Genomic DNA, 22,632 nt, shown 5'->3' on the forward strand with positions numbered 1-22,632 from the left:
TTTTTAACAATACCATGTTTGAAGAGTATTACCTGATATATAAAACAAAATTATTAGATTGGTTTTCTAGGAAGAATTAAATGAATATTTGAGGTAAAGAGAATATAATAGATTCTTGCTATTTTTATATAAAAAAAAGCGGATGACTAGAAGGCAGAAAAATCAAGGAGAGAGTAATATATGAGTAAATATTTATATAATGACTACATTATTAAGTTAGCAGAAAAGTTTAATCGAATAATCGATGACATTTCGGCAGACTTCAATTTTGATTATGGTTTTGAATTTGAAATTGTTATATGTAAGGCACTACGAAAAATATTACCTAACAAGTACGGTATCTGCAGAGGTCATGTAGTAAGTCGCAATGGAGAAAAGCAAGGCGACGATATCATTATCTTTGACCAAGAAAGATTTCCTACCTTAAAAGCAAATGATAAGGAAGAGTATTTCAGAAAAGAAAACATTCCTATTGAAGCCGTTTATGGTTATATTGAAGCAAAACATACGCTAAATCCTAAATCTTTAGATAAAGCATTTGAACAGATAACGGCTGTAAAAGAATTAATCATGAAACGCCCACAGATGAATTTGTTTCAAAACGATCCTTATATTAATGATGAAAGAAGGGTAGGGGTTCACAAAAGTGAAGATTATCCTCTTTTTCGTAATCCAGTATTTTGTATAATTCTTAGTAGATACGCAACCACAAATGATGGAAAACGAGCGGAAAATTCACAAGAAATTCATGATTTTCTACAAGACCGACTAACTGCATTGGATGGTAAATATAGACCTGAGCTCATAGTTGCAGGAAAGAGCAATTTTTTAGGGATTGGCTACAAAGAGAGTGATGGGGATTTTACACCAACGTTATTTACACTGAATGAATGCCCAAAATTAGAATATGAAAACCTAATTAGAGAGAATCTTTCATTTGGTATAGCCCTTGCTCAATTACTATCAGCTATTGATTGGATTCGATTGGGTCGTATGCCTTGGGAAGAAATCCTTAATGACGCTATAGAGGAAAAATAATCAGTGGCAGATCGAACCGTAAAAAGGGAGAAGCATGGGGATGTACCTATGCCTCTTTTTGTATCTACAGAAATTATGACTCTGGATGAGGTGTAAGGGATATCCCTGTGCTTCTATTAGAATTATCCTTCCAGGAATTTTTGTCAGCACACAGGATAATGATTAAAATTCACATAAACCCCTCATTTTCACAAACTCTTTAATGTTTTTACATAAAATTACAATTACCATCACTATGAGCGAGAATTAACATAGTAAATAACACACCTTTTAACATCATAATTAGAGCATTGACAATAGCTATTGTAATTATGTGAGATATGGAGTGAAATGCTCTGCATTTCTAATGTTACAACCCGATAATTTTTTCGGTAAAAAGAGAAAAAACCAATTCAACTTTGCGATTTGGTCTAAAAAAAAGTAGTGGGGTGCTCATGATTTAGTTCTTAAGCTGATGTTAGGGGCCCTTGTAATATTTGTGGTCAGTCCCACGGCGAAGTAGTAACTCTTTGCCTCGCCGTGGGACTAATCCTGTCTTTCTAAAGGAAGGTTCAATTTCTGTGTTTCTTTGTATCTATTAAAGTACATTGACATTGCAGTTAAGTAAATAAATAGCAAATATTAAGAGACCACTTTGTGGTATAATTTACCTAAATAAAAATTTAGTAGGAAAGAAACATAACTTCGACGAAAAGGAATCTGAAGATAATGTTACTAGCTCTTAAGTGAAATAATTAATATATCAATAGATGAGAAGATATTCATGATAAAGGGGATAAATATTGTGGAAGATAATGAGATACATATTAAAGACAATATAATTTATAAGATAGTAGACTATCATCGGAGAAGGCCAAATCCTGAGAAATCAGTATGGGATAGAGATGTTTCCGTTGAAGATGAAATTGGACTCTTTAAGGAGGTTGTTCACAATAAATGGATAGTTGAAGATTTAAATAAACAGAAACACCTGGGGTGGGGGATACTATCTTATGGGACTAGATTAGGAACAGGTATAACACCTGAAAAGAAGCCTTTATATGTTGCAAAATTTAAGGATGAAAATCTAAATGAATACTTTCATGGTTATCCCATTGATTATACTTGTGTACACGATAGGGTTCCTAAAAGTATTTTAAAAGATTGGAAGAAGGAAACAAGAATTTCAAAGGCCCAAATGTCAAGGATGGGGAGAGGTTTTGATTGTCATTAGAAAATCCAAAAATATTGAGAATACTTGGGGATTACTGGGACATATTTACAGTTGATAATAAGGTATATATTTGGGGTTTCGACGGTAGTGTAATTTGCTTGGATTGGGAAAAATTAAAAGAGTATTTAAAAACTAATGAGACAGTGGTTGAGTTAAAAGATATAAAAAACAGTATAAACGGTATCTATCAAAATCCATTTAAGGAACTACATACAGACTTTGCAACTTACAATAATAAAATATATGCAGTCCTTGATGAGGGTTTGTACTCTGCTACCATTAATACTAATAATACTAATAATAGCATTAAAACAGAAACAGTAGAAAAAATTTGGGACTGTCCTTTATTTGCTCTGAAAATTAAGAGTAATGGAAGGGTGGCTCTTGCTGGTGGAGAGGAGGGGCTTTTTCAATATGATATCTTAAAAAAAGAGACTGGGTACATATATAAATTTCATAATTACGATAGCAAGATAGATCAAATAAGTAAAGACCATTCTTCATTTGTGAACTGGGCACATTCAAGTATTTTTAGCTCTTCTAATAGAGGTGAGTCTTACTTAGCGGGATTTTACTGGAAGGATGGGCAAATAAATTATAAAGGAATATTAAATGAATCAGAGATTTTTGGGAAGAACAATAGTGGGGAAGTAAGTTGGGCTTATAGAGGGAATATTTATCGAACTACATCAAATGGACTGGAATATATTTCTTTTACACAGCAAAAATTACAAGGAAATAGGCAAGGCCAACCATTCTCGGAAGTAAAGAAAGTTCCTTTCATGCCTTATAAAGGTAAGCCATTATTTGCGGAAGTTTCAATGTTTGGTTCAATTATAGAGTGTGAAAATGCACTGGTTGTTATGGAAAATGAAAAATCATTTTTTAATATACCAGAACCACCAACAAGATGGAGAGTTTATCCTGAGGATGCAATTTTTAAAAATCATTTACATGTTATTTTTGAAGATTACTTAAAGTTATATGTTTTTTAATGTTTATTATTTTCTGAGTACACATTCAGATAACGAAACTGAAAGGAAATAGGCAGCTTTATCAGACTGATAAATATAGACCAGAAATGGAAGTTTCATAAGAAATGATTAATGGAAACCAATCGATAAAAATACTCTTTATAGTGATTTTTTTCAAAGATACAAATGTTTCATGTGGCCCGAAAGGTATAGCATAAACTAATAAATATGGAGGGTTATCTTTTTATGTACATTGATTTAAATAATATAGCAAGTTGGGCTTCAATTATTTCATTAATTATAGGAGTTATATCAATACTAATGAGTACTTACTCTATTAAAAAGGTAAAAACATTTAATAGTAATATTAAGATAAAAGGTAATCAGAATAAAACTGCTGGACGGGATTATTTTAATGATTAATAGGAATAATATGGAGGTCTATGGAGATAACAATAAAAGTGCAGGTAGAGATTTTATTGATAATAGGAAAACTATAATATTTGAAAATGATGGCTTTTCTCCACTTAGATTTTTTGATGATGATATCAAAGAAATAATAATAGAATTTGCAAAAGTTGCACAACGTGTTAAAGGGCCGAATTATAATTTCCAGAGAATTAAAGCGATAGAAAAAAATAAAATAAATGGGCTTTCAACTGAATACTTTGAAGAAGTTATTTTGGAAAATAGTATTAGCTATTTTCAGCAAATCGATGACTTTCTTAAAAATCCGATCAACGAAAAGTATCTAAGGATGTATGAAAATACAATAGATGAATTAAATCAAAAGATATTAATGTATAGGGAAAGATACGATAAATTTGACATGGTTTTTAATGATTTGCATGATTATATTTTAAATAATAACAGAACCGATCTAAGATCAGACAGAAGGTTGATTTGGGTTATGTTACATTATATGTATTGGAAATGTGATATTGGTAAAGGGGGAGAAATCGGGTATGCTGATCCCTCATAAATATATGAATCTTGAAAAAAGTGTTCTAAAAATGAGCGGTTCTATAATAGAAGTATTTTTAAATAATAAAACTATAGAATTTGATTATTTATTCAAGATAATAGAACGAAAATATGGTATAGAAATTTATGAGTTATTTATTCCATCACTTAGTTTGTTATATTGTCTAGGAAAGATTAACTATATAGTCGAAGAGGATTTATTGGAGTGGAGAAATGAAGATTAATCAAATATATTCAAATAAAAAAGAATTTAAATGGGTCAAGTTTAATGAGCAACTTAATGTTATTCTAGGAGTAAAAAAAGATAGAGAAAAAACAGACTCTGACTCACATAATTTAGGGAAATCAACATTGATTTCAGTTATAGATTTTATGTTCTTACAAAAAGTTAGTGGTAATAATCATTTGTTTAAGAAGAATTATAATCTTTTTAAAGATTATACTTTTTTTATGGAGCTAAAAAAGGATGAAAAAAACTATGTAACAATAAAAAGGGATATAAGAAATAATACTAAAATAAGCTTAAAATTTCATAGTGAACCTTTTCAAGATTATAGAGAGAATCAAATATGGGACCTTACAGATTTACCACTAACAACTACAAAACCTGAGAAAAACCCAAAAATAATACTTAATAATTATTTTGGTTTTATTAATTCAGAAAAATATAATTATCGTAAATACTTAGGGTATTTTCTAAGAACGCAATATGACTACGATGAAGTTTTTAAATTAAAAAAGTTTGCAGGATCACAAATGGATTGGAAACCAGCATTACTTGAATTATTAGGCTTTAAAGGTGACTTTTTGTCGAGAAAATTGTCTCTAGAAAATCAAATTAGCTTGACTAAGAAATATCTAGAACAGATGAAAGAAGAACTCAAAGTTACTGACTATGAAGTAGATGTTATTCAATCATTAATCGATGATAAAGTTGAAGATAAGAAAAAACTCAAGGAAAAAATTGACCGTTTTGATTTCTATAATAAAGAGAGAGAGAATAATAAATTATTAGTTGAAAAAATAGAGTCAAAGATAAGTCAACTTAATACAATGGAATATAACCTATCTTATGAAATCGAGAAAATAAAGAATTCCTTACATCGAAACTTTGAATTCGATTTCAAAAAAATAGAAACAATATTCAATCAGGCTAAAGTACTTTTTGGAAATCAAATAAAAAAAGGTTATAATGAATTAGTGCAATTTAATAATGATATTATAAAAGAAAGAAGTACATATCAAGAAAAAGTGTTACAAAAAAAGAATAATCAATTGGAGAAGATAAGAGATAGTTTAAAAGAACTTAATGAGGAAAGAAAGACAACTCTTTCTGGTTTGCAAAATACTGATACTATGAAAAAATTTAAGAATTTCCAAAGTGAATTAATAAATGTTGAAAATGAAATTAGTAATTTACTTAATAAGTTAGATAATGTAGATATAATTAAATCTATTAACAAGAAATTAGAAAATCTTGATAAGGAATTTGATAAGTCCATATCAGACCTAAAAGAACACCTAGAAGAACCAAATAGTGGGTATGTGGAATTAAAAAACAATTTTAGAAGCCTTGCTAAGGAAATCCTAGGTGAGTCTGCAATTTTATATTATAAGGTAAATCAAAATAATAATCCTGACTTTTATACGGAATTTGTTAATATAAATGAATCTTCAATAAACGCACAGTCAGATGGGTATTCTTATAAAAAAATGTTATGTGTATGTTTTGATCTTGCACTATTGATCACATATTCTTCAAGAAACTTTTTTAAGTTTGTTTATCATGATGGTGTATATGAATCAATGTCCGATACAAGAAAAATTAAATTTCTTGACAAAATTAGAAGTGTTTGTGATGAATATGATATACAATATATTTTAACAACATTAAGTGATGACATCCCAATGGATTCAAACAATAATCCCTATAATTTTAAGGAAGAGGAAATAATATTAACTTTACATGATGACGATGATAACTCTGGAAGATTGTTTAGCAGGAAATTCTGATTTTAACACATAATTATTTCTTACATCCCAAAGGCTCCGATTGTATCGGGGTCTTCTTTATGTTCATATATATTGTTGGAATTTCTACTTTGTCTTCACTGCGTTAAGGGATTTGAAATAAAAAATTAGGAAAAGTAATTCAATCATAGATATATGTAGTTTGAACAGCTTGTAGAAAATTGAGGAAACTATTTCTAGATTTATCTGTCTCAGTTAAATAGTTGTTATAATCAGGACATCCATGTCATTAGTGTCTAAAAAATTTCCTTCCCCCTAAATCCCCCATCTAGTTTATAATAAAAAGATGTCGAATTTTGTTACAAGGAGTTCTTATCCTACGACAATAAAAAGCTAGTAACATACAAGTAGGTGAGTAAAATAGACATCATTGAAACCCGGGTGCGTGGCTTTATCGCAGACATCCAACACCCGAAACAGAAGAAAAAAATGAATATAAATGACCTAGAACTGCAGTTGCGCAGGCTGATGGATAATTATTTTGATATGGATGGATATTCGCTGTTTTACCAGGCGATTGAAAAGTTGGTAGGGGAGGAGGTACTGACACCAATTCAAAATAATCAATACAATGGGCGAACCCCAGCTCTGCCTTTATTTTACTGGGTGAATATAAAAGTTCAGAACACGAAATGGGATCGGCTTGAGATGATGAAGCTGAGTGATCTGTTCGATTTTACTTATTACGAAAATCATCCTGAGTGGCAAACGGAAGACGAATGGAATCGAATCCAGAATTTATATACCTTTCTTCAAACTAGTGAGGAGCGGGAAATTGTTTCATTAGAAGAGAGATGTCTGGAGCTTTTTGGTCATGAAAAGTTTCTATTAGATAGCAATCAATTCCCAGAAGGCAAAGGCTTTTTAACTCGAATTGGTGTTACCGAAGAGCAGCTGAAAATCGTCAAACTTGGGGAACCATTTGTGTTTTGGTTGAAACAAGGGAAAGAAATCAAAGATGTTCAACGCGTGTTGATTATTGAAAATCTATCATTCTTTCATACGGCGATTCAATTACTAGAAACCAATCAACTTGATTATGAACCGGAACTTCTCATTTATGGAGAAGGAACGAAAATCGAGCGAAGCTTTTCGTTTTTCTTTCGGATGTTTCCAGAGAAAAACTATCTCATCTATTATGCAGGTGATTTAGATGCGGCCGGATACGGGATTGTCATGCGTTTGATTGAAAAATACCCGGAAACGACGATTCAACCTGCTTTGAAAATTTATCGTAAAATGCTAGAGTGTCAGGATCAAAAAAATGACCAGAAAACGGGTCAACTTCAAAACTTGAAATACTGTGGCCAGTTCTTCGAATGGTTTACCGAAGAAGAACAAGAACAGCTCATGCAGTTATGGCAGGAAAACAAACGAATAGCTCAAGAAGTGTTAACAATTGAAACATGGAGGCGATGGATGTGAACGAATCATGGGAAGGTTTCGCCCAGCGGATGCAGCGATTGAATCCATTGTTTGAGCTTGGGAGAGGCATGGAAGTGGGCGAGTTGAAGCCGCATCTCCAAAGCATTCTCATGCATGTGCTGCTGACGATCTTTTATCGCGAACTCAATGATGATGATCATCGCCGCAAATCCGATATCAAATATATGGTGGAAGATTCAATTAAACAAATGAAATTGTTAGCGGACGAGAAACAAATCGAACGGATTACGAGCGGACTTTTGTATCAAGGAAAAGAAGAGTACAGCAAACCGTTTGAAGCGTTGTACTATGACGAAATCAAACAATCGTGGGAGAAGCAAACGTTTCGCTATGTCACGATGGATGAATTGTATACCAATCTTGAGATGGGCGGGTCGATTGTGTACAAATTGACCGATGTTGCCCAAGAAATGATTTTTATGAGTCGAGAAATGGCGGAGGAATTCTCGATTACGATTGAACAGTTGTACAGCATGCAGCTGATTAAAAACGGTAATTTCCGTAAAGCAACCCGAAACCTCGATCACCTCATTTCCCGTGTAAACCGCTTGATGGCAAGAGAATTCTCCTTTCAAAAGGAAATGGTCAACAATCCCAAAATTTTATTAATCGAAGCCGAAATGCAGCGAGCGGACAATCGAGTCGAAATTGAAAAGCAGTTCGAAGAAGAAAAGACTCATTTCCGTACGATTAGCTCGATGATTGAAAAAACAAAACGAAGAAACGAAGAAGACGACATGATTCAAAAAGAATTGATGTTGCTTCAAGAAAAAATCGGTCACACAAGAGCACTGCATGACCGTTTCGCCAAGCTTGTGATTCAAAATATTTCATATGAAATGAAGCTGAAAGCCGAAAACCCATCTCTATTCTGGGAAACGAGCTTGGTTTCGTTTCGTGAACATCTTTATGAAAACTGGTTCATGAAGGAAGGCGTCGATTCGTTTGATACGGTAGAAAAGGTGCTTGGGCCGTTGTTTTCACCGAAGAATGAATTCATTTTGCCGTTAGATTGGATTTGGGGCGAACAAGAATATGATGAAAAACAAGTCACCGATGTGTTCGTGGAAGAAGAGGCAGAAGAAAGCATTACCCACCAGCGCGTGACCAACTGGGATTCGGTCGTTAAAGCTTGGAGTTATGTGTTTCAGTACATCCAAACGTATGGCGAGTTTTCATTGGCCGATTTGGCAAGCATGCCATTAGAGGTCCAGGATTTATGGTTTGAAGAATCTGAAACGATTGATTTATGGATGATGTTTGATAAAAAACCATTGAAAATTCAAGTGTTGCATCGACAAGAAGAAACATTGAGTGATGAACGGGAATTTCTTCTCTACAAACTGATGCAGGAATATCCGCAATTTCAAGTGTTTGAAGGCTCGAAAATTTATACCAAATTTGACCACCGGGCCGAGCCGTTCCTCTGGTATCGAATGAAAATCACCCCGTTTAAGATCTGTGTACAGGAGGAGAACGAATGAGTGCAGAAACAATCAAAAAAGCATCCGGAGTTTATTTTACGCTCTTAAAAGAGAAAGTCATTGATGAAACAAGCGAACACTTTCAGACGTATTTTGAGCCGGAAGTGAGACAGACGGTGCTTTTATTAGCGGACGAATCTGGGACGTATATCATTGAATCGCCAAAACGAATTCAATTGGTCGTACAGCCAACAGGCTCAGTGTTTGCGACCAATTTTACACATATGAAAGACAAGCACAAACAAGTGGAAACGAAAAAACACTTTCATTTAATGAGCGTCGTGATGATGTCGTTTTTAGCGAGCATTGACCGGAACCAAGCGGCGAGAATCCGTACGAAGCGGGAAGGCATTAGCTATTACGCGCTCGAGCGCCAAGTGAACGATGTAATCATGAACTGGGATTCAATTCTTAAAACTCAATCAAACTTCGGCGAGAACGAAAAGATTGATATGAAAGAAGTGGTCACCACATGGAAGTACATGGAGGTTGACACCGACGATTATGGAGCTCGAAAAGCCAATCGCCGCACGCGAATTGGATTGATTGCCAGCAGCATGAAGTTATTAGAAGGGGAAGGGTTAATCGTGATTCTCGACCGTGATGATATTCCGAAGGCAATCCCGAAACAAGAATTGTTTGAGCGGATTGACTATTTGTATCACGATTATGACCGGTATGAAATGTTTAAGAAATTAATTTCAACAGAGGAGGATGAGGAGCATGCCGAAGATTCATCGAATTAGAATTGTTGGCCTCAAGTATGATGGCATGCAGAAGCAATACAAAGATACGACGTTCAACTTCCATGATGAAGAGACAAGCACAAACGGTCTCATTTCGATGATGAATGGTGGCGGAAAAGGCGTATTTTTGCAAACCATCTTCCAAATCTTGAAACCAGGTACCGCTTGGGGAAAGCAAAACAATCGTTATTATCAGCAGTTCTTTTTTAACAATAAAGAGCAGTTTATTCCTTATACATTTCATGTGCTGATTCAATGGGAATTGGACGGAGCCGATCACCGTCATTTGGTCACAGGCGGAATGTTTTCAGCGGAGCAGCGCATTTCGATGAATGAAGAAACTGGAGCGGAAAGCCAGACATTGGAACAGGAAGCGAAAATTGTTCCGAACATTACCTTCTACACACGCGAATTTGAGCGGAAAGAAGAAGTTTCGCTTGAGCATATTCCGCTCTATGAAAATGGTGAAGTCGCAGAAACGGAAAGTTTGAAAGACTATTTAAAATGGAACGGTTATGATGTCTACCGCGATACGAAGAAGCATTATCGCATTCTGGATACATACGGAATCAACCGTAAAGATTGGGAGATTTTAAAAGACATCAACAAAGATGAAGGTGGCGTTGGCAAATATTTTGAAGGCGCGGAAGATGATCATTCTTTGTTTCAGAAACGAATCATTCCGACTGTGAGTCAAGTGTTGCATCGAACCGAACATCAGAAAAATGACCTGGTTGAGATTTTTAAAAGTCAGGCGAGCATTGCGAAAGACTTGCCGGTACTGTTGAAACGTGAGCAAGCGCATAAAGAGTTTTTAGAAGATATTGTGCCGTTTGAAGAGAATCTTGACAAAGGGATTCAGCATAAAGAAATTGTCGATGACAGTATCAAAGTGGGCCGCCAGTTGCTGGGTGCGTTAGAGCATTTGAAACAAACCGAAGAAGAAAATTTGGTTTCGTTAGAAAAAGAGATTGAAAAATTAACAGAAAAGCAAATTGATTTGCGCTATCAAAAGGATAATCTGGAGTATGCCAGAGCGCATCGAGAAGTGCTAGAGTGGGAGAAGAAACTAGCAGAAGAAAACAAGAAACATAGCGGTCTGCAAGAAGTGGTGATTGAGAAACAAAACCGCAAAGACGAGCTGGCGTTTCAAATGTTATTAAAAGAATGGCTAGAAGGCGAGCAAAGCATTCGCGCGTTGTCGCAGCAAATTGCCAAATTGGAACAAAACAGTGGCTTAGAGCAAGTGAATCAGCGCATGGATGAAATCAAAAAAGAAGCAGCTGGACAGTGGGCAGAGGCTTCTGTCGCGATTCAAGATGCGGTGAAACAGTATTTAGGTTACCAAAAGTTTTTAAAGAAATCGGCTACCGAACTATCGAAACAAGATAAAAAGAAAACAAAAGAGATTGCCGGTCTGGAGTCGGAAATTGATTTTCTGTTTACGCAAATGCATGAGTTTGAATCGCAGGAAGAAAAACTTATCAAGGAATTTGGCGACCGGTTGACGTATGATTTAAAAGGATATATTGAGAGTCTCTCCAAGCAGATTGAAGATAAAAATGCGAAGTTAGACGAGCATCAGGTAAAAGATAAAAAATCGATTGAAAAGCAAAACGAGCTTGCGACTGCACATGGGACGCTCGTGCAAGCAATTGAGTTTAGTGAAGATAAAATCGAAGAGTTGAAGAGTAAAAGTGAAATTCAAAAGCAAAAAGAAAACAAATTACTCGATCAGCTTCATGGGTTACTAGATGATGTGACAACTCCGTTAACGAACGCACTGCTCTCCAAATATGCGTTGCAAATCGAGGATCTGCTTGTTCAAAACCGCGAGCAAGCCGAAGAACTGAAAAAACAGCTGTGGGAAACGCAAATCGATTATGACTTAAATGATGAGCATTTCTGGATTGCCAATAAAGATGTGAAAGAATTAAAAGAATGGATTGATGAGAAAACAGGGATTGATGTGTTCTACGGAACGCAATTTCTGCAATCATTGAAACCAGACGACCTGGCGAACCATTTGCTTGCGTATCCGCTTCTGCCATATGGGTTGGTGGTGAGCCGACAGCAGTGGGAGAAAATCAATCAACAAGTTTTATCAAGCAGAATGTTCAAAAGCCCCGTTCCGATTTTTATGCGTGAGGAAATGGCAACGGAAAACAGTGGGGCATTGTTTGTGCTCATCAATGGAACAGAAAAAGAGCTGTTAACCGATAAAAATCAATTTACTGATTGGAAAATTAAGCTTTCGAAACAACTTGAAGAACAGAAAGAAACGCTTGTTGAAATCGAAAAAACGGAAGTCGCATTCCGGCGAATTTTAAAAGAGATTGATCGTTTCTTAGCGAATGATCTTGCGAGTGAAATCGATAAAACGTTGAGCAAAGAACAAGAGAGTTTGCTTGAGAAGAAGACGAAGTTGCAGGAGACGATTGTACAAACAGAAAAAGAAAAAGAGCACCAGCTTCAATTGAAAGAACAGGTTGAGAAAACGAAGGAAAAGATCGAAAAGCTCACAAAAGATGTGGAGACGTTAACAGAGTTTGAAGAGAGTAAGAATCTGCATCAGGAAAATAAACGCGTAAAAGAAGAAAAGGAAAAACAAAAAGAAGCGTTGGTTCTCGCTCAGAAAGAAATCGTCGATGAGCATCAAACGACCGTTGATTTGCAAGACAAGTGGAATCAAACGTATTTGGAATGGAAGTACCGGACCGAGCAAACCATCAAGGAAAATTCGTTCTTTGTTGAAGACGCGGCGTTCCCATTGTCGGAAAAGGGCGAGCTCACAGAAGTAGTACCGAGTTTATCTTCTCGTATTTTAGAAGACATCAATGGCAGCATTGATGAACTAAATCAACTGCAAAAGTCGAAAGAAGAACAAGCAGGTGAATTGCTGGCGATTCAAGCGACAAAAGAATCGGAGCAAAAGCAGCAGAAGAAGCTTGAGAAGAAATTAAATGGGATGAACGAGGACTGGAAGGATGCTTCTGAGCCAGAGGAGCCGTTAAGCATTTTAGAAAACATGCTACAAAATGCGCAAAAGGAAACAAAGGCAGCGGAGAAAGAAGAGCGTGAACAAGGAACAGCGGTTACAGTTGCGGAAACGTCGTTAAAACATGCAGGTGAGCAGCGTGAGAAAGCGGCGAAAAAAGTAGCCAAGCATGAAAAACAGCCGGAAGAATGGGAAGACCTTGATTTAGAAGTGAAGGAAGTCGAAATCAAGGACCAAACGAAGGTAACCAAAAAGAACATCAAGGACAGCGAAAAACTTCAGAAAGAAACCGAAGCGAAGATTACTGGCTATGAAGGCGACTTATTGACATTATCGGTCATTCTCAAAGAAGACGCCGCTGCATTTACGGAAGACGATGTTGAGAAAATCAAAACGCAAGGCAAGCAATGCATTCTAGCTTGGTGTGAAGACCATCAAAACATCCAAGAAGAAGGCCAAGAAAAGCATGCGAAAATCGAACAATCGTTGCGAAACTTAAAGCTGACGATTGAAGGGAAAGATTGGGAGATTCGCTTTAAAAACGAAGTGTTAACGACGCTGGACCATATGGATACAAGGCATTATAACCATATCCAAAATGTCGTGAAAAACATGAAGCGTTTTTCACAAAGTGGATTAGAACAATTAGAGCGCGATAAAGAGCGAGCTGAAAAAGCGCAGAACTTCTGGGCAAGCCGTGCGAGCATGAAAGTAATGGGCATTTCAGAAGCAATTCGTTCAATGATTGCGAAAATGAAATTGAAAAACGAACGGGGTACCTTCCCACTTGTACAGCTGAAAGATGACATTTTGCCGAAAAAAGCAGAGGATGTCGAGCCGTTGTTGAAACAGCATTTCGTTTCAGCAATTAACAAAATCACGAAAAACTTTGACATGATTGATGACACCAACCGCGAGTTGGACCAAGAAATCAAGCAGCTGATTAGTGATGAACAAATTTTATTTGTGTCGTTGCGCAATCGTTATCCGGAATTGCTTGTTTACAATATGCGGACTGATAATGCGTTTATGTATGGCAAACCGCAACGTGAGCATTATTCAACATGGCAGACGATCAACCAGGGATCGAAAACGAAGTCGGATGGTAGTGGTGGTCAAAAGCTTTCAGCAAGGATGGTCATGATGATGATGCTCCTTTCCGTTAAGAGTGAAACTGATCAAAGCTGGGTGCCGTTAGTCGTAGACAATCCATTTGGACAAGCCGCATCGGCCCATGTGTTGGATCCAATCTTTGCGGTTGCGAAAAAACTGAAATTCCAGTTTATCATCGTTACTCCACCTGAATTGGTGAAAACGGAAATTAGTCAGCGTTTTGAAGCGTATTACAAATTGGACTTTATTCGTGAAAAAGGCAAAGAAATTGTGAGTGACACGATTGTGCCCGCGTTTCGAATTTATCAGGGGGAAGAGCCAGTTTCGCAATAAGCTTTGGGAATGGTTAATCCATCTATTCACTATCATTGAACCCACTTATCATGGCGATAAGTGGGGTTTTTTTTATCATCAAATACTTTTTTATTTACTAGATTTGAAGTGTTCCATTCTTTCTAGTCCTCATCATTCATTAAGAAATCCCTGAATGATTGTTGGTATGTACTTGTTAATAAAATTGACACAAATAGGGATTTTTAGTTAAATGTTTTTGTAAAAGTTAGAACAAGTGTTCTTGTAGGTGTTATAATCAACTTACATCAGATGAATCTTCTACTGTACTTCCTCACTAATTCACTTCATTTCTTCACCTTTGAACATTTCGTCTAGAAACATTACTTTGTCTTAAGTAAAAACAGCGAGAGTGGTATGAAAGAGTAGGCTTTTAAAAGTAAGATCTATAAAAAGGAGAGATTACGATGGGTTCAATTGTATACCCGGCTGAATGCCCAAATTGCGGAAAAACGGCTACCTTTGATGATTATTATCATACAGGTGAACTATTTGTGTATTGCTGGCACTGTGGTTTGTATACTACAAAGCTCACAGCCGCTTTTGACACCTATGAAGAAACAAAAGTAGGAGGTTTTGGTATTTTCTCCCTGACAGACAAACGGGGCCGCACTCGTGTTACCTGTTTAAATGAAAACTTGACTTTAGAAGAAACGGAAAAATTCGCAGAGTTGTTCAATGCGGAAGAGACGGATTCTGCTAATAGTTATTTAGTCACCTACCAAAACGGTCAATTTACCTGTTTACTAGGGGAGCTGCCAGACGATTTTTTACTAAGCTACAAGGAATTTAGCGAAATACCAGACGAAGAGAAACCAGCTTTTCACTATATTTGGGGGTGACTAAACGAGTGCCTGCGTGTAAAGGAAAAATCCTGCTTTCTATTTTGGAGAGTGGGTTTTTTATTGGTAAATTTTCCTAGACTGGGACAATGAACCTGTCCCTCCGTCCCAAATTCAATGTCAGAAACACTCCCAAGTTCGTAGTTTCATCTACTACTCTATTATATTCTTTGTCTTGTAGGAAGAATTATAAAGGAGTTGACGCTGGTGGGAAGCAAACCTGAAAAATCAATTAGTAGAAGGGAGTTTTTAAATCAAGTAGGAAAGGTAGGTGGAGCGATTGCTGTTTACGGAGCAATGGATTCGCTCGGATTACTAGGATCCTCCATGTTTGCTAGTGCTGCGGAATTTCAGGCTCCAAAGAAAAGTGACCTGGTGATGGCCAATAAAAAAGGAAAGAAAGTCATCATTCTTGGAGCCGGTTTAGCCGGTTTAGCTTCAGCTTATGAACTTGGGAAAGCAGGTTATGACTGTATCATTCTCGAAGCCCGCGATCGTGTCGGTGGTCGAAACTGGACGGTTCGAGGAAAGACGGAAGAAACTGAAATTGGTGGCGTCAAGCAAGTAGCGAGGTTCGACAAAGGGCAATACATGAACGCAGGTCCGGCACGAATTCCTCAACACCATGTGACAATGGATTATTGCCGCGAACTTGGAGTTGAATTAGAAGCTTTCACGAATGTAAATGACGCTGCCTATTATTATCATGAAAATGCAGGTCCCTTATCTGGGAAAAAAATCAGAAAAAGAGAAATAAAAGCTGATACGCGTGGATATATTGCCGAATTGCTATCAAAGGCGAATCCCGCAGCATTAGACCAATCCCTCAGCTCAGAAGATGTGGAGAAATTAATGGCCTTTTTAGCGCGTGATGGTTCATTAAAGGATGGAAAATATACTGGGACAAGCTATCGCGGCTATATAGAAAATGACCTTCCGGGGGCTGGACTGAAACCAGGAACAGTCGGGACTCCATATCCACTTAGCCAAATCCTTCAATCAGGCATGATGAATAACTTCAGTTCCGAATACTCCTTTGATCAACAGATGATGGTGTTCCAGCCTGTGGGCGGGATGGATGCCATTCCAAAAGCGTTTGCAGCAAAGCTTCCAGGTAAAATTACCTTTGGAGCAGAAGTGCAAGAAATCCGCCAAACCACAAATGGTGTCCGCGTTGTTTATAAAAATATTAAAGGAAAAGGCCCAGTAAAAGAAATCACTGGTGACTATTGCATTTGTACGATTCCGTTGCCTGTTCTTAAAAAGATTCCTGCAGGTTTTACCTCAGAGATGAAAAATGCGATTAGTAAAATTAACTATGCTCAAACAGGGAAAATTGGTTTCCAATTTAAAAACCGCTTCTGGGAGACAGAGGACCGCATCATGGGTGGGATGACCACAACCAATATGGATATTAATCAAATTTGGTATCCGTCGTACGGATACTTGTCACAAAAAGGTGTCGTCATTGGTTATTACAACTTTGGTCAAGCTGCGGTTAAATATGGTGACATGTCGCTGAAACAGCGGGAAGCAGCGGCCTTGGCACAGGGAACGAAAATACACCCGCAGTATACAAAAGAGATGGAACACTCCTTCTCAGTCGCTTGGCACAAAATTAAATATAACGAAGGGGGCTGGGCATCTTACTCTGCGTCAGACCTGCAAAACTATTATCCAATTTTAAATAAACCTCAAGGGCGCATCTATTTAGCCGGAGAGCATCTCAGTTACATCACTGGGTGGATGGCAGGCGCATTTGAATCGGCGCGCGTGGCCGTCAGTCAGATTCATGAACGTACTATGAAGGAAAGTAGTGCACCAGAAAAAGTCGGTTGATTTGATGAAAACAAAGGAGAGGATTATATGAAAAAAGCGAAATCTTTGGTTGCCTCGGTCGTCTTTGGTACAAGCTTACTTGTCGGTGCTTATGCATTTGCCGGCTCGGAGAAACAAGATTTAAAAACGGATAAGGTCACATTTTTTGGGACTCCTTCGTCGTCGATTTCCAGTTCAGTTTCCATTCCAAAGCAATACAATCAGCTATGGATAAGTGGAACTGTGCCACCTACGCTCAATGCAAAAGGGACAACCATTTACGAGAAATATGGAGATACCCAGAAGCAAGCAGAGGGGATTTTTGAAAATCTGAAATCTCAACTGAAGGCGAAAGGTCTATCGATGAAGGATGTCGTCTATCTTCGGGTGTACGTGGCTTCCGATCCAGAAAAAGGGGATAAACCAGATTACACCGGATTCTTTAACGCTTATGGAAAATACTTTAATACAAAAGAAAATCCAGTGAAAACGGCCCGTTCTACGGTTGGTGTGGAGAGTCTTGTGAATCCTGACTGGTTAGTTGAAATTGAAGCTTTTGTTGCATATAAATAAGGACTGGAGTGATGAGGAATGTTACAAAATATTGGAGTTCCAGGATTGATTTTGATCCTTGTTATTGCATTGGTCATCTTTGGTCCTTCTAAACTTCCAGAAATCGGCCGAGCATTTGGGCGTACCTTAACAGAATTCAAAAATTCAACCCGAGAGTTGGTATCGGGGGATTCGGAGGAACAAAAGACGAAAGAGGTAAAAGACTCATAAGAAATAAGGGTGTGGGGGTGTAAACTATAACGTTTACATCTCCTGACTTTTATAAGGAAGTGAAACGGATGAAGGAAATGAAGATGCTCGAGCATGCTACTGAATTCAGAAAGCGTTTATTGATCGTTCTTGTTCTATTTGTAATATTTTTTGTCGCTGCTTTTTCCATTGTTGAGCAGATTTATAAGTGGTTTGTGGATCGTTCGGATATAAAACTGACGGTTTTAGGACCAACAGATATTCTTTGGGTTTATTTTGTCCTTGCGGGGGCCTTTGCCTTAGTCGCTATATTTCCTATTGCATTGTTTCATTTATGGCGATTTATCTCTCCCGCATTAAGTGAAGAAGAGAGGAAAGGCTTTTTGCTTTATCTTCCGCCGCTGCTCTTTTCTTTTTTAGTAGGAGTACTGTTCGGCTTTTATATTTTATTCCCCAATGTGATGACCTTCCTAATGAGTCTTGCCGGAGATCAAATGAACACGATGTTTACAGCGGAGAAGTATATTTTGGTTTTTTATTGAACCTTACGCTCCCAATCGGTTTTCTGTTTGAGCTTCCAATTGTGGTTATGTTTTTAACTCGGATTGGACTCCTTAATCCGATTCAGCTTACAAAAGCCCGGAAAATCGCTTATTTGCTCTTGACGATTTTATCCACTCTGGTTACTCCTCCCGATCTGATATCCGCTGTTCTCGTAGCGATTCCACTTGTTCTTCTCTATGAACTTGGCATTCTCCTTTCCAGGAAGGTGTACGCTAATAAACAGAGAGAAGCACTGAAAACTAGTATGGAAGTATCCTAATTCCAGGGAGCACCTACATATCGATTGTTTTTCTTCTCTTCTTTGACGTTAACTATTCTCAAAGCAAACCAACTTGCCTCGTAAAATGGTTTAGGTGCAACATTAGAGAACCCACTTCCTCAGCTGGAAGTGGGACTTTTTATTAGGAAAGTTTTCTAAGAATAGGACAGTGAACCTGTGTTTCTCTGTCTTATGTTGGAAAGTGGGGGGTTGTTGGGGGATATTTCCAAGGCGGGACGATGAACCTGTCCCTCCGTCCCACTAGACCTGTTTACATGTTCTTGGTATAATTTTATTTTGGTGCTCGAAAGGAATGATCATCTTGTGAAACAGACTTTACTATTTTTAGCACAATTGTTTTTTCTTTATTTAATTTATCAAGGTTCAAGCTATATTGTGAGTTTTCTAGATTTGCCGATCCCTGCTAGTGTGTTTGGGATGATTGTTTTATATATTTTATTGAGCAATGGAATCGTTAAGCTTCATTATATTGAGGTGGCTGCATCGTTTTTGTTGAAACATCTGTCATTGTTTTTCGTTCCCATTTCGGTCGGGTTAATGGATTATGGTGGCTTGATTCAAGCGAGTGGTCTGCAATTGCTTGTGATGGTGGCTGCTAGTACCGTCATCGGTTTACTGGTCACCGGGGGCTTAACTCAATTTTTATCAACGAAGAAAGTACAAAAGGAAGAAAACTATCATGAACAGTCTCACTCTCATTAGTATTCTATTAACCATTGTTGTATATATAGGGGCAATGAAGTTGGCGCGCCTTGTTCGTTCGCCGTTTACCAATCCGGTATTGACGACCACGATTGTGCTGATAACAATCCTTCATTTTTCAGGCGTTAGTTATCAAGAATATTCCCCGGCGAAAGACTGGATTAGCTCATTGTTAGGCCCGGCCACTGTGGCTCTTGGCGTTCCTTTGTATAAAAATAGAGACATTATCAAGGAAAAAATGGTTCCTGCCGCGATTGGAATTCTGATTGGAACACTGTCGACCATTGTTTCCGCTGTCTGGTTATCCAAGGCTTTACAGTTACCGGAGGATATTCAAGCTGCATCTGCGGTAAAGGCTGTCACAACCCCTGTGGCGATTGACACTGTAAAAATCATTGGTGGCGACCCTACGTTAGCAGCCGCATTTGTCATTGCCTCAGGAATTTTTGGAGCAATTTTTGCCCCAATTTTATTATCTGTGGCCAATATTTCGGACCCGTTTTCACGCGGTCTTAGTGTTGGAACGGTTTCCCATGGAATTGGCACCAGTCAGATCATGGTAGAAGGACCGATACAAGGTGCGGTCTCAAGTGTGGCAATGGGTACAGCCGCGATTATTACGCCTATTATTCTTCCAGTGATTTTTCGATTTCTCTGAGTATCGCCAAGAACCTATTTATAATCCAATAGCAGGTTATCGTCCAAGCATTGCCAAGCTAAATCCATAAGCTATTATAAATAATCGATGAAGGGTGGATGAATGTGCCTGTATTCATTTATGGATCGGTTTCTATCGGTAGGGTAGAAGGAGGTACGGTGCAATTTGGTGATGTATTAAACACTGCTTCTAATAACAGTTCGAGTTCAACAAATGGTTCAGGGGCGGCAAGTAGCAGTGGAATGACAGGGACAAGTGATGCAATGACGGGTCCAAACGGTGGAATGACGAGTCCAGTCGGTGGAGTGACAAGTCCAAGAGGTGGGAAGAAGCAGCGCACAAACGGTGGAGTGATGAGACCGAGCTGTAGGAAGATGGGTTCAAACGATGGAATGACGAGACCAAGCGGTAGAATCACGGGAACAAAAAATAGAGTTTGTGTAAATATATGGAAATATTAATAGGGTCAGGGGGAAGAAACTCCTTGAGCCTATTAATCTTTCTAGTAGTGGTTGGAGACCAATGGGAAATCATAGAAGGATTGGACAGTGTCCCTCCTTTTTAAGAGAATTACCTAATAAAAAATCTCACTTTCGATGATGAAGGTGAGGTTTTTTCTTTTATAAAAAGGCTCTTTTCTCAAACCTTTGCTGCTTTTAGATATAAAGAGAAAAGAATTAGCCTTGTTTTCACTGGACTGTAACTTTAAAACAGGTGAAAAGAGCCAGTAAACTTAGTATGAACGCACAAAATGGCTTATTCTGCGTTAAAAGCGGCTTTAAAATTTTAACAACAAACTTTACAAAAATAGCTTATAAAAAAAGCATGGACAATAACGGTTCCTTGTCCGTATAAACTTTAGCTAATCTTTTTTTAAAGGAAATATTGTGCCTGTCCGACAGTACAATGACTCCCAACTAAACCATTTCCTATTTTGATAGGGTCGACTATAACGTGGAAAATTACTTATTTATTTTTACTATTCGTTTCGTTATCTAATAAATAGCGTGCATAATCGATCGGATTTGTAAAGACAGCCTTCCATTCCTCGTGTAGAAGAACTCCATTTCTGATTGTAAATCCACTGTATGCTGAGATGAAATTGCATTCGATATAATAAAGATCTCCTTGCGGGGTAATGGCGATGTCGAAACCAAGGTCTGCCGGATGTGGGACATGTTTGCTATAGAGATTGGCTATTTTTATAGCGAGTGAGGTAATTTGCTTCCTTAACTGGTCAGCATTTAGGTGCGGATACTCTTTCATTAGCTCATCAAGCGTATAGGCGCTGGCTCCCTGCTCAATATTGGTCAAAAAGGTTCCTTCTCGGGCTACTTTCCCAATAATGGCGGAAACCTCCCAATTTCCTGAACCATTCTTTTGCGTAGAGACTCTAAAATCAAAAGGAGAACCCTGATAAGTGGCTAATGGAAGTAGATTCTGAATCAAATAGACATTATTTTCTAGAGTCTGCTGCAACATTTCTGGAATCGTATCTTGAAAGGTGATTTCTTTCCAGTAACGTCTTTTTCCCTCTCTGGCCTTGTAGGATAAACACCAGTCCTTTTTATTTACCTTTTGAAGCTTGAGGATTCCTTTTCCGATGATACCGTTGTCTGGCTTCAGAATTAGTTGGGTGTATTTTTGCATCATTTCCTTTAGATTTTTCAAGTTCCCAATTTTAGTTTCGGGCAGATACCTATGGAATTCAGGGTTTGCTTCTAAAATCTTTTGAAACTTATATTTTCTTAGAATATTAATTTCATTAAACACCTTTATCCCTTTTTGAGTTAAGCGTTTAATGATTTTCTCCCTAATGGGGGAGGTCCATTCAAGATTATAAATGACGCGAGGAACTGGAATCCTCTTTTCTTGATATACCCCATTTTCGTTTACCAAAGCTGTAATATGATCCTGACTTCCAGAAAGATGGCTGAAGAGAAAATAACAAGGAATCAAATTATTTTTCCTTGCCGCTTCTTCGCGAAAAATAACACTTTTGGGCACTTCCTTTGTCCCATTTTTTAGCCTGTAATACACGGATTTCATCGATAAAAAGCCAATATATTGTTGTTTAGACAAACGGATGATCACTCCTTTAACTTGTTTACCTACAGTTTATGGAGTTTTCCAAGATTGGTACGGACTGTAGCCTCAGCGACATAATAAAACGGAAAAATGGTCCAGTTCCATATTTGCGTTTACTCCTCTATCCTAGCTATAAGAAAAAGAGCTGCCACTGAATAGAATCAGGACACCTCTTCATGTTTTCGTTTGGCTCTTTTCTCAAACTTTGTTGCTTTTCAATAAAAAATACTCTGAATATGCTAGGTTATTCATAAAAATAGGTACATTTTATGAGAAAAGAGCTTGCAAACTAATTTTAAACATACGAAATGTCTACTATTTCGTTAAAATCGGCTTTAGGATTTTAACAACAATCTTTACGAAAACAGCCTTTCGTTTATAACAATCACTACTCCATGAATTATACTCGCCACTAATCAGTACAATTGACGAGGTTTGACTAGCTTTCCAACAGGGGAACCATAAATAAAAGGACATGTTCAAAAATCCCCGAACAAGTTAAGAGAGAACCTTCTGTTCCACATCACGACTGGGTCAATG

General features: G+C 37.5%; 20 protein-coding genes and 1 pseudogene. 19 read left to right on the forward strand and 2 right to left on the reverse strand.

Features of this window, described 5'->3' with window-relative positions; all coding sequences use genetic code 11:
* The first annotated feature begins 180 nt into the window (after positions 1 to 180).
* The 11 genes from M3182_RS16565 to M3182_RS16615 all read left to right on the forward strand — a co-directional run bounded on the left by M3182_RS16565 (position 181) and on the right by M3182_RS16615 (position 14,360).
* Positions 181 to 1,038: a DUF6602 domain-containing protein gene (locus M3182_RS16565; protein ID WP_251559079.1), complete on the forward strand. Its 858-nt coding sequence runs from the start codon at positions 181 to 183 to the stop codon at positions 1,036 to 1,038.
* A 784-nt stretch (positions 1,039 to 1,822) separates the two neighbouring features.
* Positions 1,823 to 2,251, forward strand: coding sequence for a hypothetical protein (locus tag M3182_RS16570; protein WP_251559080.1), 429 nt, complete (start codon positions 1,823 to 1,825; stop codon positions 2,249 to 2,251).
* The gene (locus M3182_RS16575; RefSeq protein WP_251559082.1) at positions 2,242 to 3,246 is read left to right on the forward strand and encodes a hypothetical protein; all 1,005 of its coding nucleotides are present in this window, start codon (positions 2,242 to 2,244) and stop codon (positions 3,244 to 3,246) included. The genes M3182_RS16570 and M3182_RS16575 overlap by 10 nt, the downstream gene beginning before the upstream one ends.
* A gap of 225 nt (positions 3,247 to 3,471) precedes the next feature.
* Positions 3,472 to 3,648 (forward strand): hypothetical protein, encoded by a 177-nt coding sequence (locus M3182_RS16580; protein ID WP_251559084.1) that lies wholly within the window; start codon positions 3,472 to 3,474, stop codon positions 3,646 to 3,648.
* On the forward strand, positions 3,641 to 4,207 hold the full coding sequence (locus tag M3182_RS16585) for an ABC-three component system protein (RefSeq protein WP_251559087.1): 567 nt from the start codon (positions 3,641 to 3,643) through the stop codon (positions 4,205 to 4,207). The genes M3182_RS16580 and M3182_RS16585 overlap by 8 nt, the downstream gene beginning before the upstream one ends.
* The gene (locus tag M3182_RS16590) at positions 4,191 to 4,433 is read left to right on the forward strand and encodes an ABC-three component system middle component 8 (protein WP_251559088.1); all 243 of its coding nucleotides are present in this window, start codon (positions 4,191 to 4,193) and stop codon (positions 4,431 to 4,433) included. The genes M3182_RS16585 and M3182_RS16590 overlap by 17 nt, the downstream gene beginning before the upstream one ends.
* A complete protein-coding gene (locus M3182_RS16595) occupies positions 4,423 to 6,222 on the forward strand; it encodes a DUF2326 domain-containing protein (protein WP_251559090.1) in 1,800 nt (599 codons plus the stop codon). The genes M3182_RS16590 and M3182_RS16595 overlap by 11 nt, the downstream gene beginning before the upstream one ends.
* Before the next feature lie 447 nt (positions 6,223 to 6,669).
* Positions 6,670 to 7,665: a Wadjet anti-phage system protein JetD domain-containing protein gene (locus tag M3182_RS16600; RefSeq protein WP_251559092.1), complete on the forward strand. Its 996-nt coding sequence runs from the start codon at positions 6,670 to 6,672 to the stop codon at positions 7,663 to 7,665.
* Positions 7,656 to 9,170 (forward strand): hypothetical protein, encoded by a 1,515-nt coding sequence (locus M3182_RS16605; RefSeq protein ID WP_251559094.1) that lies wholly within the window; start codon positions 7,656 to 7,658, stop codon positions 9,168 to 9,170. Before M3182_RS16600 ends, M3182_RS16605 begins: the two co-directional genes overlap by 10 nt.
* Positions 9,167 to 9,916, forward strand: a complete 750-nt coding sequence (locus M3182_RS16610; RefSeq protein ID WP_251559096.1) for a DUF6063 family protein — start codon at positions 9,167 to 9,169, stop codon at positions 9,914 to 9,916. The genes M3182_RS16605 and M3182_RS16610 overlap by 4 nt, the downstream gene beginning before the upstream one ends.
* Positions 9,894 to 14,360 (forward strand): coiled-coil domain-containing protein, encoded by a 4,467-nt coding sequence (locus tag M3182_RS16615; RefSeq protein ID WP_251559098.1) that lies wholly within the window; start codon positions 9,894 to 9,896, stop codon positions 14,358 to 14,360. The genes M3182_RS16610 and M3182_RS16615 overlap by 23 nt, the downstream gene beginning before the upstream one ends.
* 132 nt (positions 14,361 to 14,492) lie before the next feature.
* Here M3182_RS16615 and M3182_RS26520 read toward each other — a convergent pair whose 3' ends face one another.
* Positions 14,493 to 14,561 (reverse strand): hypothetical protein, encoded by a 69-nt coding sequence (locus M3182_RS26520; RefSeq protein WP_432806715.1) that lies wholly within the window; start codon positions 14,559 to 14,561, stop codon positions 14,493 to 14,495.
* Positions 14,562 to 14,785: 224 nt separating this feature from the next.
* On the opposite strand from M3182_RS26520, the gene M3182_RS16620 reads away from it, so the two are divergent.
* From M3182_RS16620 to M3182_RS16655, 8 genes and pseudogenes are all read left to right on the forward strand, one after another.
* Complete coding sequence (locus M3182_RS16620; protein WP_251559100.1) at positions 14,786 to 15,220, forward strand: hypothetical protein; 435 nt, start codon at positions 14,786 to 14,788, stop codon at positions 15,218 to 15,220.
* Positions 15,221 to 15,427: 207 nt separating this feature from the next.
* Positions 15,428 to 17,059 carry a flavin monoamine oxidase family protein gene (locus M3182_RS16625; protein WP_349775461.1) on the forward strand — a complete coding sequence of 544 codons (1,632 nt, stop codon included), beginning with the start codon at positions 15,428 to 15,430 and terminating at the stop codon, positions 17,057 to 17,059.
* Between the two features lie 27 nt (positions 17,060 to 17,086).
* Positions 17,087 to 17,611 (forward strand): Rid family hydrolase, encoded by a 525-nt coding sequence (locus tag M3182_RS16630; RefSeq protein ID WP_251426089.1) that lies wholly within the window; start codon positions 17,087 to 17,089, stop codon positions 17,609 to 17,611.
* Positions 17,612 to 17,629: 18 nt separating this feature from the next.
* Positions 17,630 to 17,821 (forward strand): twin-arginine translocase TatA/TatE family subunit, encoded by a 192-nt coding sequence (locus M3182_RS16635; protein WP_251426090.1) that lies wholly within the window; start codon positions 17,630 to 17,632, stop codon positions 17,819 to 17,821.
* An 83-nt stretch (positions 17,822 to 17,904) separates the two neighbouring features.
* Positions 17,905 to 18,623 (forward strand): annotated as a pseudogene (tatC, locus tag M3182_RS16640) (twin-arginine translocase subunit TatC).
* A 324-nt stretch (positions 18,624 to 18,947) separates the two neighbouring features.
* Positions 18,948 to 19,346, forward strand: a complete 399-nt coding sequence (locus M3182_RS16645; RefSeq protein ID WP_251426093.1) for a CidA/LrgA family protein — start codon at positions 18,948 to 18,950, stop codon at positions 19,344 to 19,346.
* Positions 19,324 to 20,004, forward strand: coding sequence for an LrgB family protein (locus M3182_RS16650; protein ID WP_251559102.1), 681 nt, complete (start codon positions 19,324 to 19,326; stop codon positions 20,002 to 20,004). Before M3182_RS16645 ends, M3182_RS16650 begins: the two co-directional genes overlap by 23 nt.
* A gap of 104 nt (positions 20,005 to 20,108) precedes the next feature.
* Positions 20,109 to 20,465 (forward strand): hypothetical protein, encoded by a 357-nt coding sequence (locus tag M3182_RS16655; RefSeq protein WP_251426097.1) that lies wholly within the window; start codon positions 20,109 to 20,111, stop codon positions 20,463 to 20,465.
* A gap of 505 nt (positions 20,466 to 20,970) precedes the next feature.
* On the opposite strand, the gene M3182_RS16660 is transcribed toward M3182_RS16655, so the two are convergent.
* Entirely contained in the window at positions 20,971 to 22,086 is a 1,116-nt protein-coding gene (locus M3182_RS16660) for a YheC/YheD family endospore coat-associated protein (RefSeq protein ID WP_251559104.1), read from the reverse strand.
* Positions 22,087 to 22,632 lie beyond the last annotated feature (546 nt).

The sequence above is a fragment of the Mesobacillus maritimus genome, from assembly GCF_023715205.1.
In the GTDB taxonomy this organism is placed as follows: domain Bacteria; phylum Bacillota; class Bacilli; order Bacillales; family Cytobacillaceae; genus Mesobacillus_B; species Mesobacillus_B maritimus_C.

Coding starts and splice junctions, on each gene's coding strand:
- M3182_RS16565 (WP_251559079.1), top strand. CDS start 181: ATGAGTAAATATTTATATAATGACTACATTATTAAGTTAGCAGAAAAG.
- M3182_RS16580 (WP_251559084.1), top strand. CDS start 3,472: ATGTACATTGATTTAAATAATATAGCAAGTTGGGCTTCAATTATTTCA.
- M3182_RS16585 (WP_251559087.1), top strand. CDS start 3,641: ATGATTAATAGGAATAATATGGAGGTCTATGGAGATAACAATAAAAGT.
- M3182_RS16590 (WP_251559088.1), top strand. CDS start 4,191: ATGCTGATCCCTCATAAATATATGAATCTTGAAAAAAGTGTTCTAAAA.
- M3182_RS16595 (WP_251559090.1), top strand. CDS start 4,423: ATGAAGATTAATCAAATATATTCAAATAAAAAAGAATTTAAATGGGTC.
- M3182_RS16600 (WP_251559092.1), top strand. CDS start 6,670: ATGAATATAAATGACCTAGAACTGCAGTTGCGCAGGCTGATGGATAAT.
- M3182_RS16605 (WP_251559094.1), top strand. CDS start 7,656: ATGGATGTGAACGAATCATGGGAAGGTTTCGCCCAGCGGATGCAGCGA.
- M3182_RS16610 (WP_251559096.1), top strand. CDS start 9,167: ATGAGTGCAGAAACAATCAAAAAAGCATCCGGAGTTTATTTTACGCTC.
- M3182_RS16615 (WP_251559098.1), top strand. CDS start 9,894: ATGCCGAAGATTCATCGAATTAGAATTGTTGGCCTCAAGTATGATGGC.
- M3182_RS16620 (WP_251559100.1), top strand. CDS start 14,786: ATGGGTTCAATTGTATACCCGGCTGAATGCCCAAATTGCGGAAAAACG.
- M3182_RS16630 (WP_251426089.1), top strand. CDS start 17,087: ATGAAAAAAGCGAAATCTTTGGTTGCCTCGGTCGTCTTTGGTACAAGC.
- M3182_RS16635 (WP_251426090.1), top strand. CDS start 17,630: ATGTTACAAAATATTGGAGTTCCAGGATTGATTTTGATCCTTGTTATT.
- M3182_RS16650 (WP_251559102.1), top strand. CDS start 19,324: ATGAACAGTCTCACTCTCATTAGTATTCTATTAACCATTGTTGTATAT.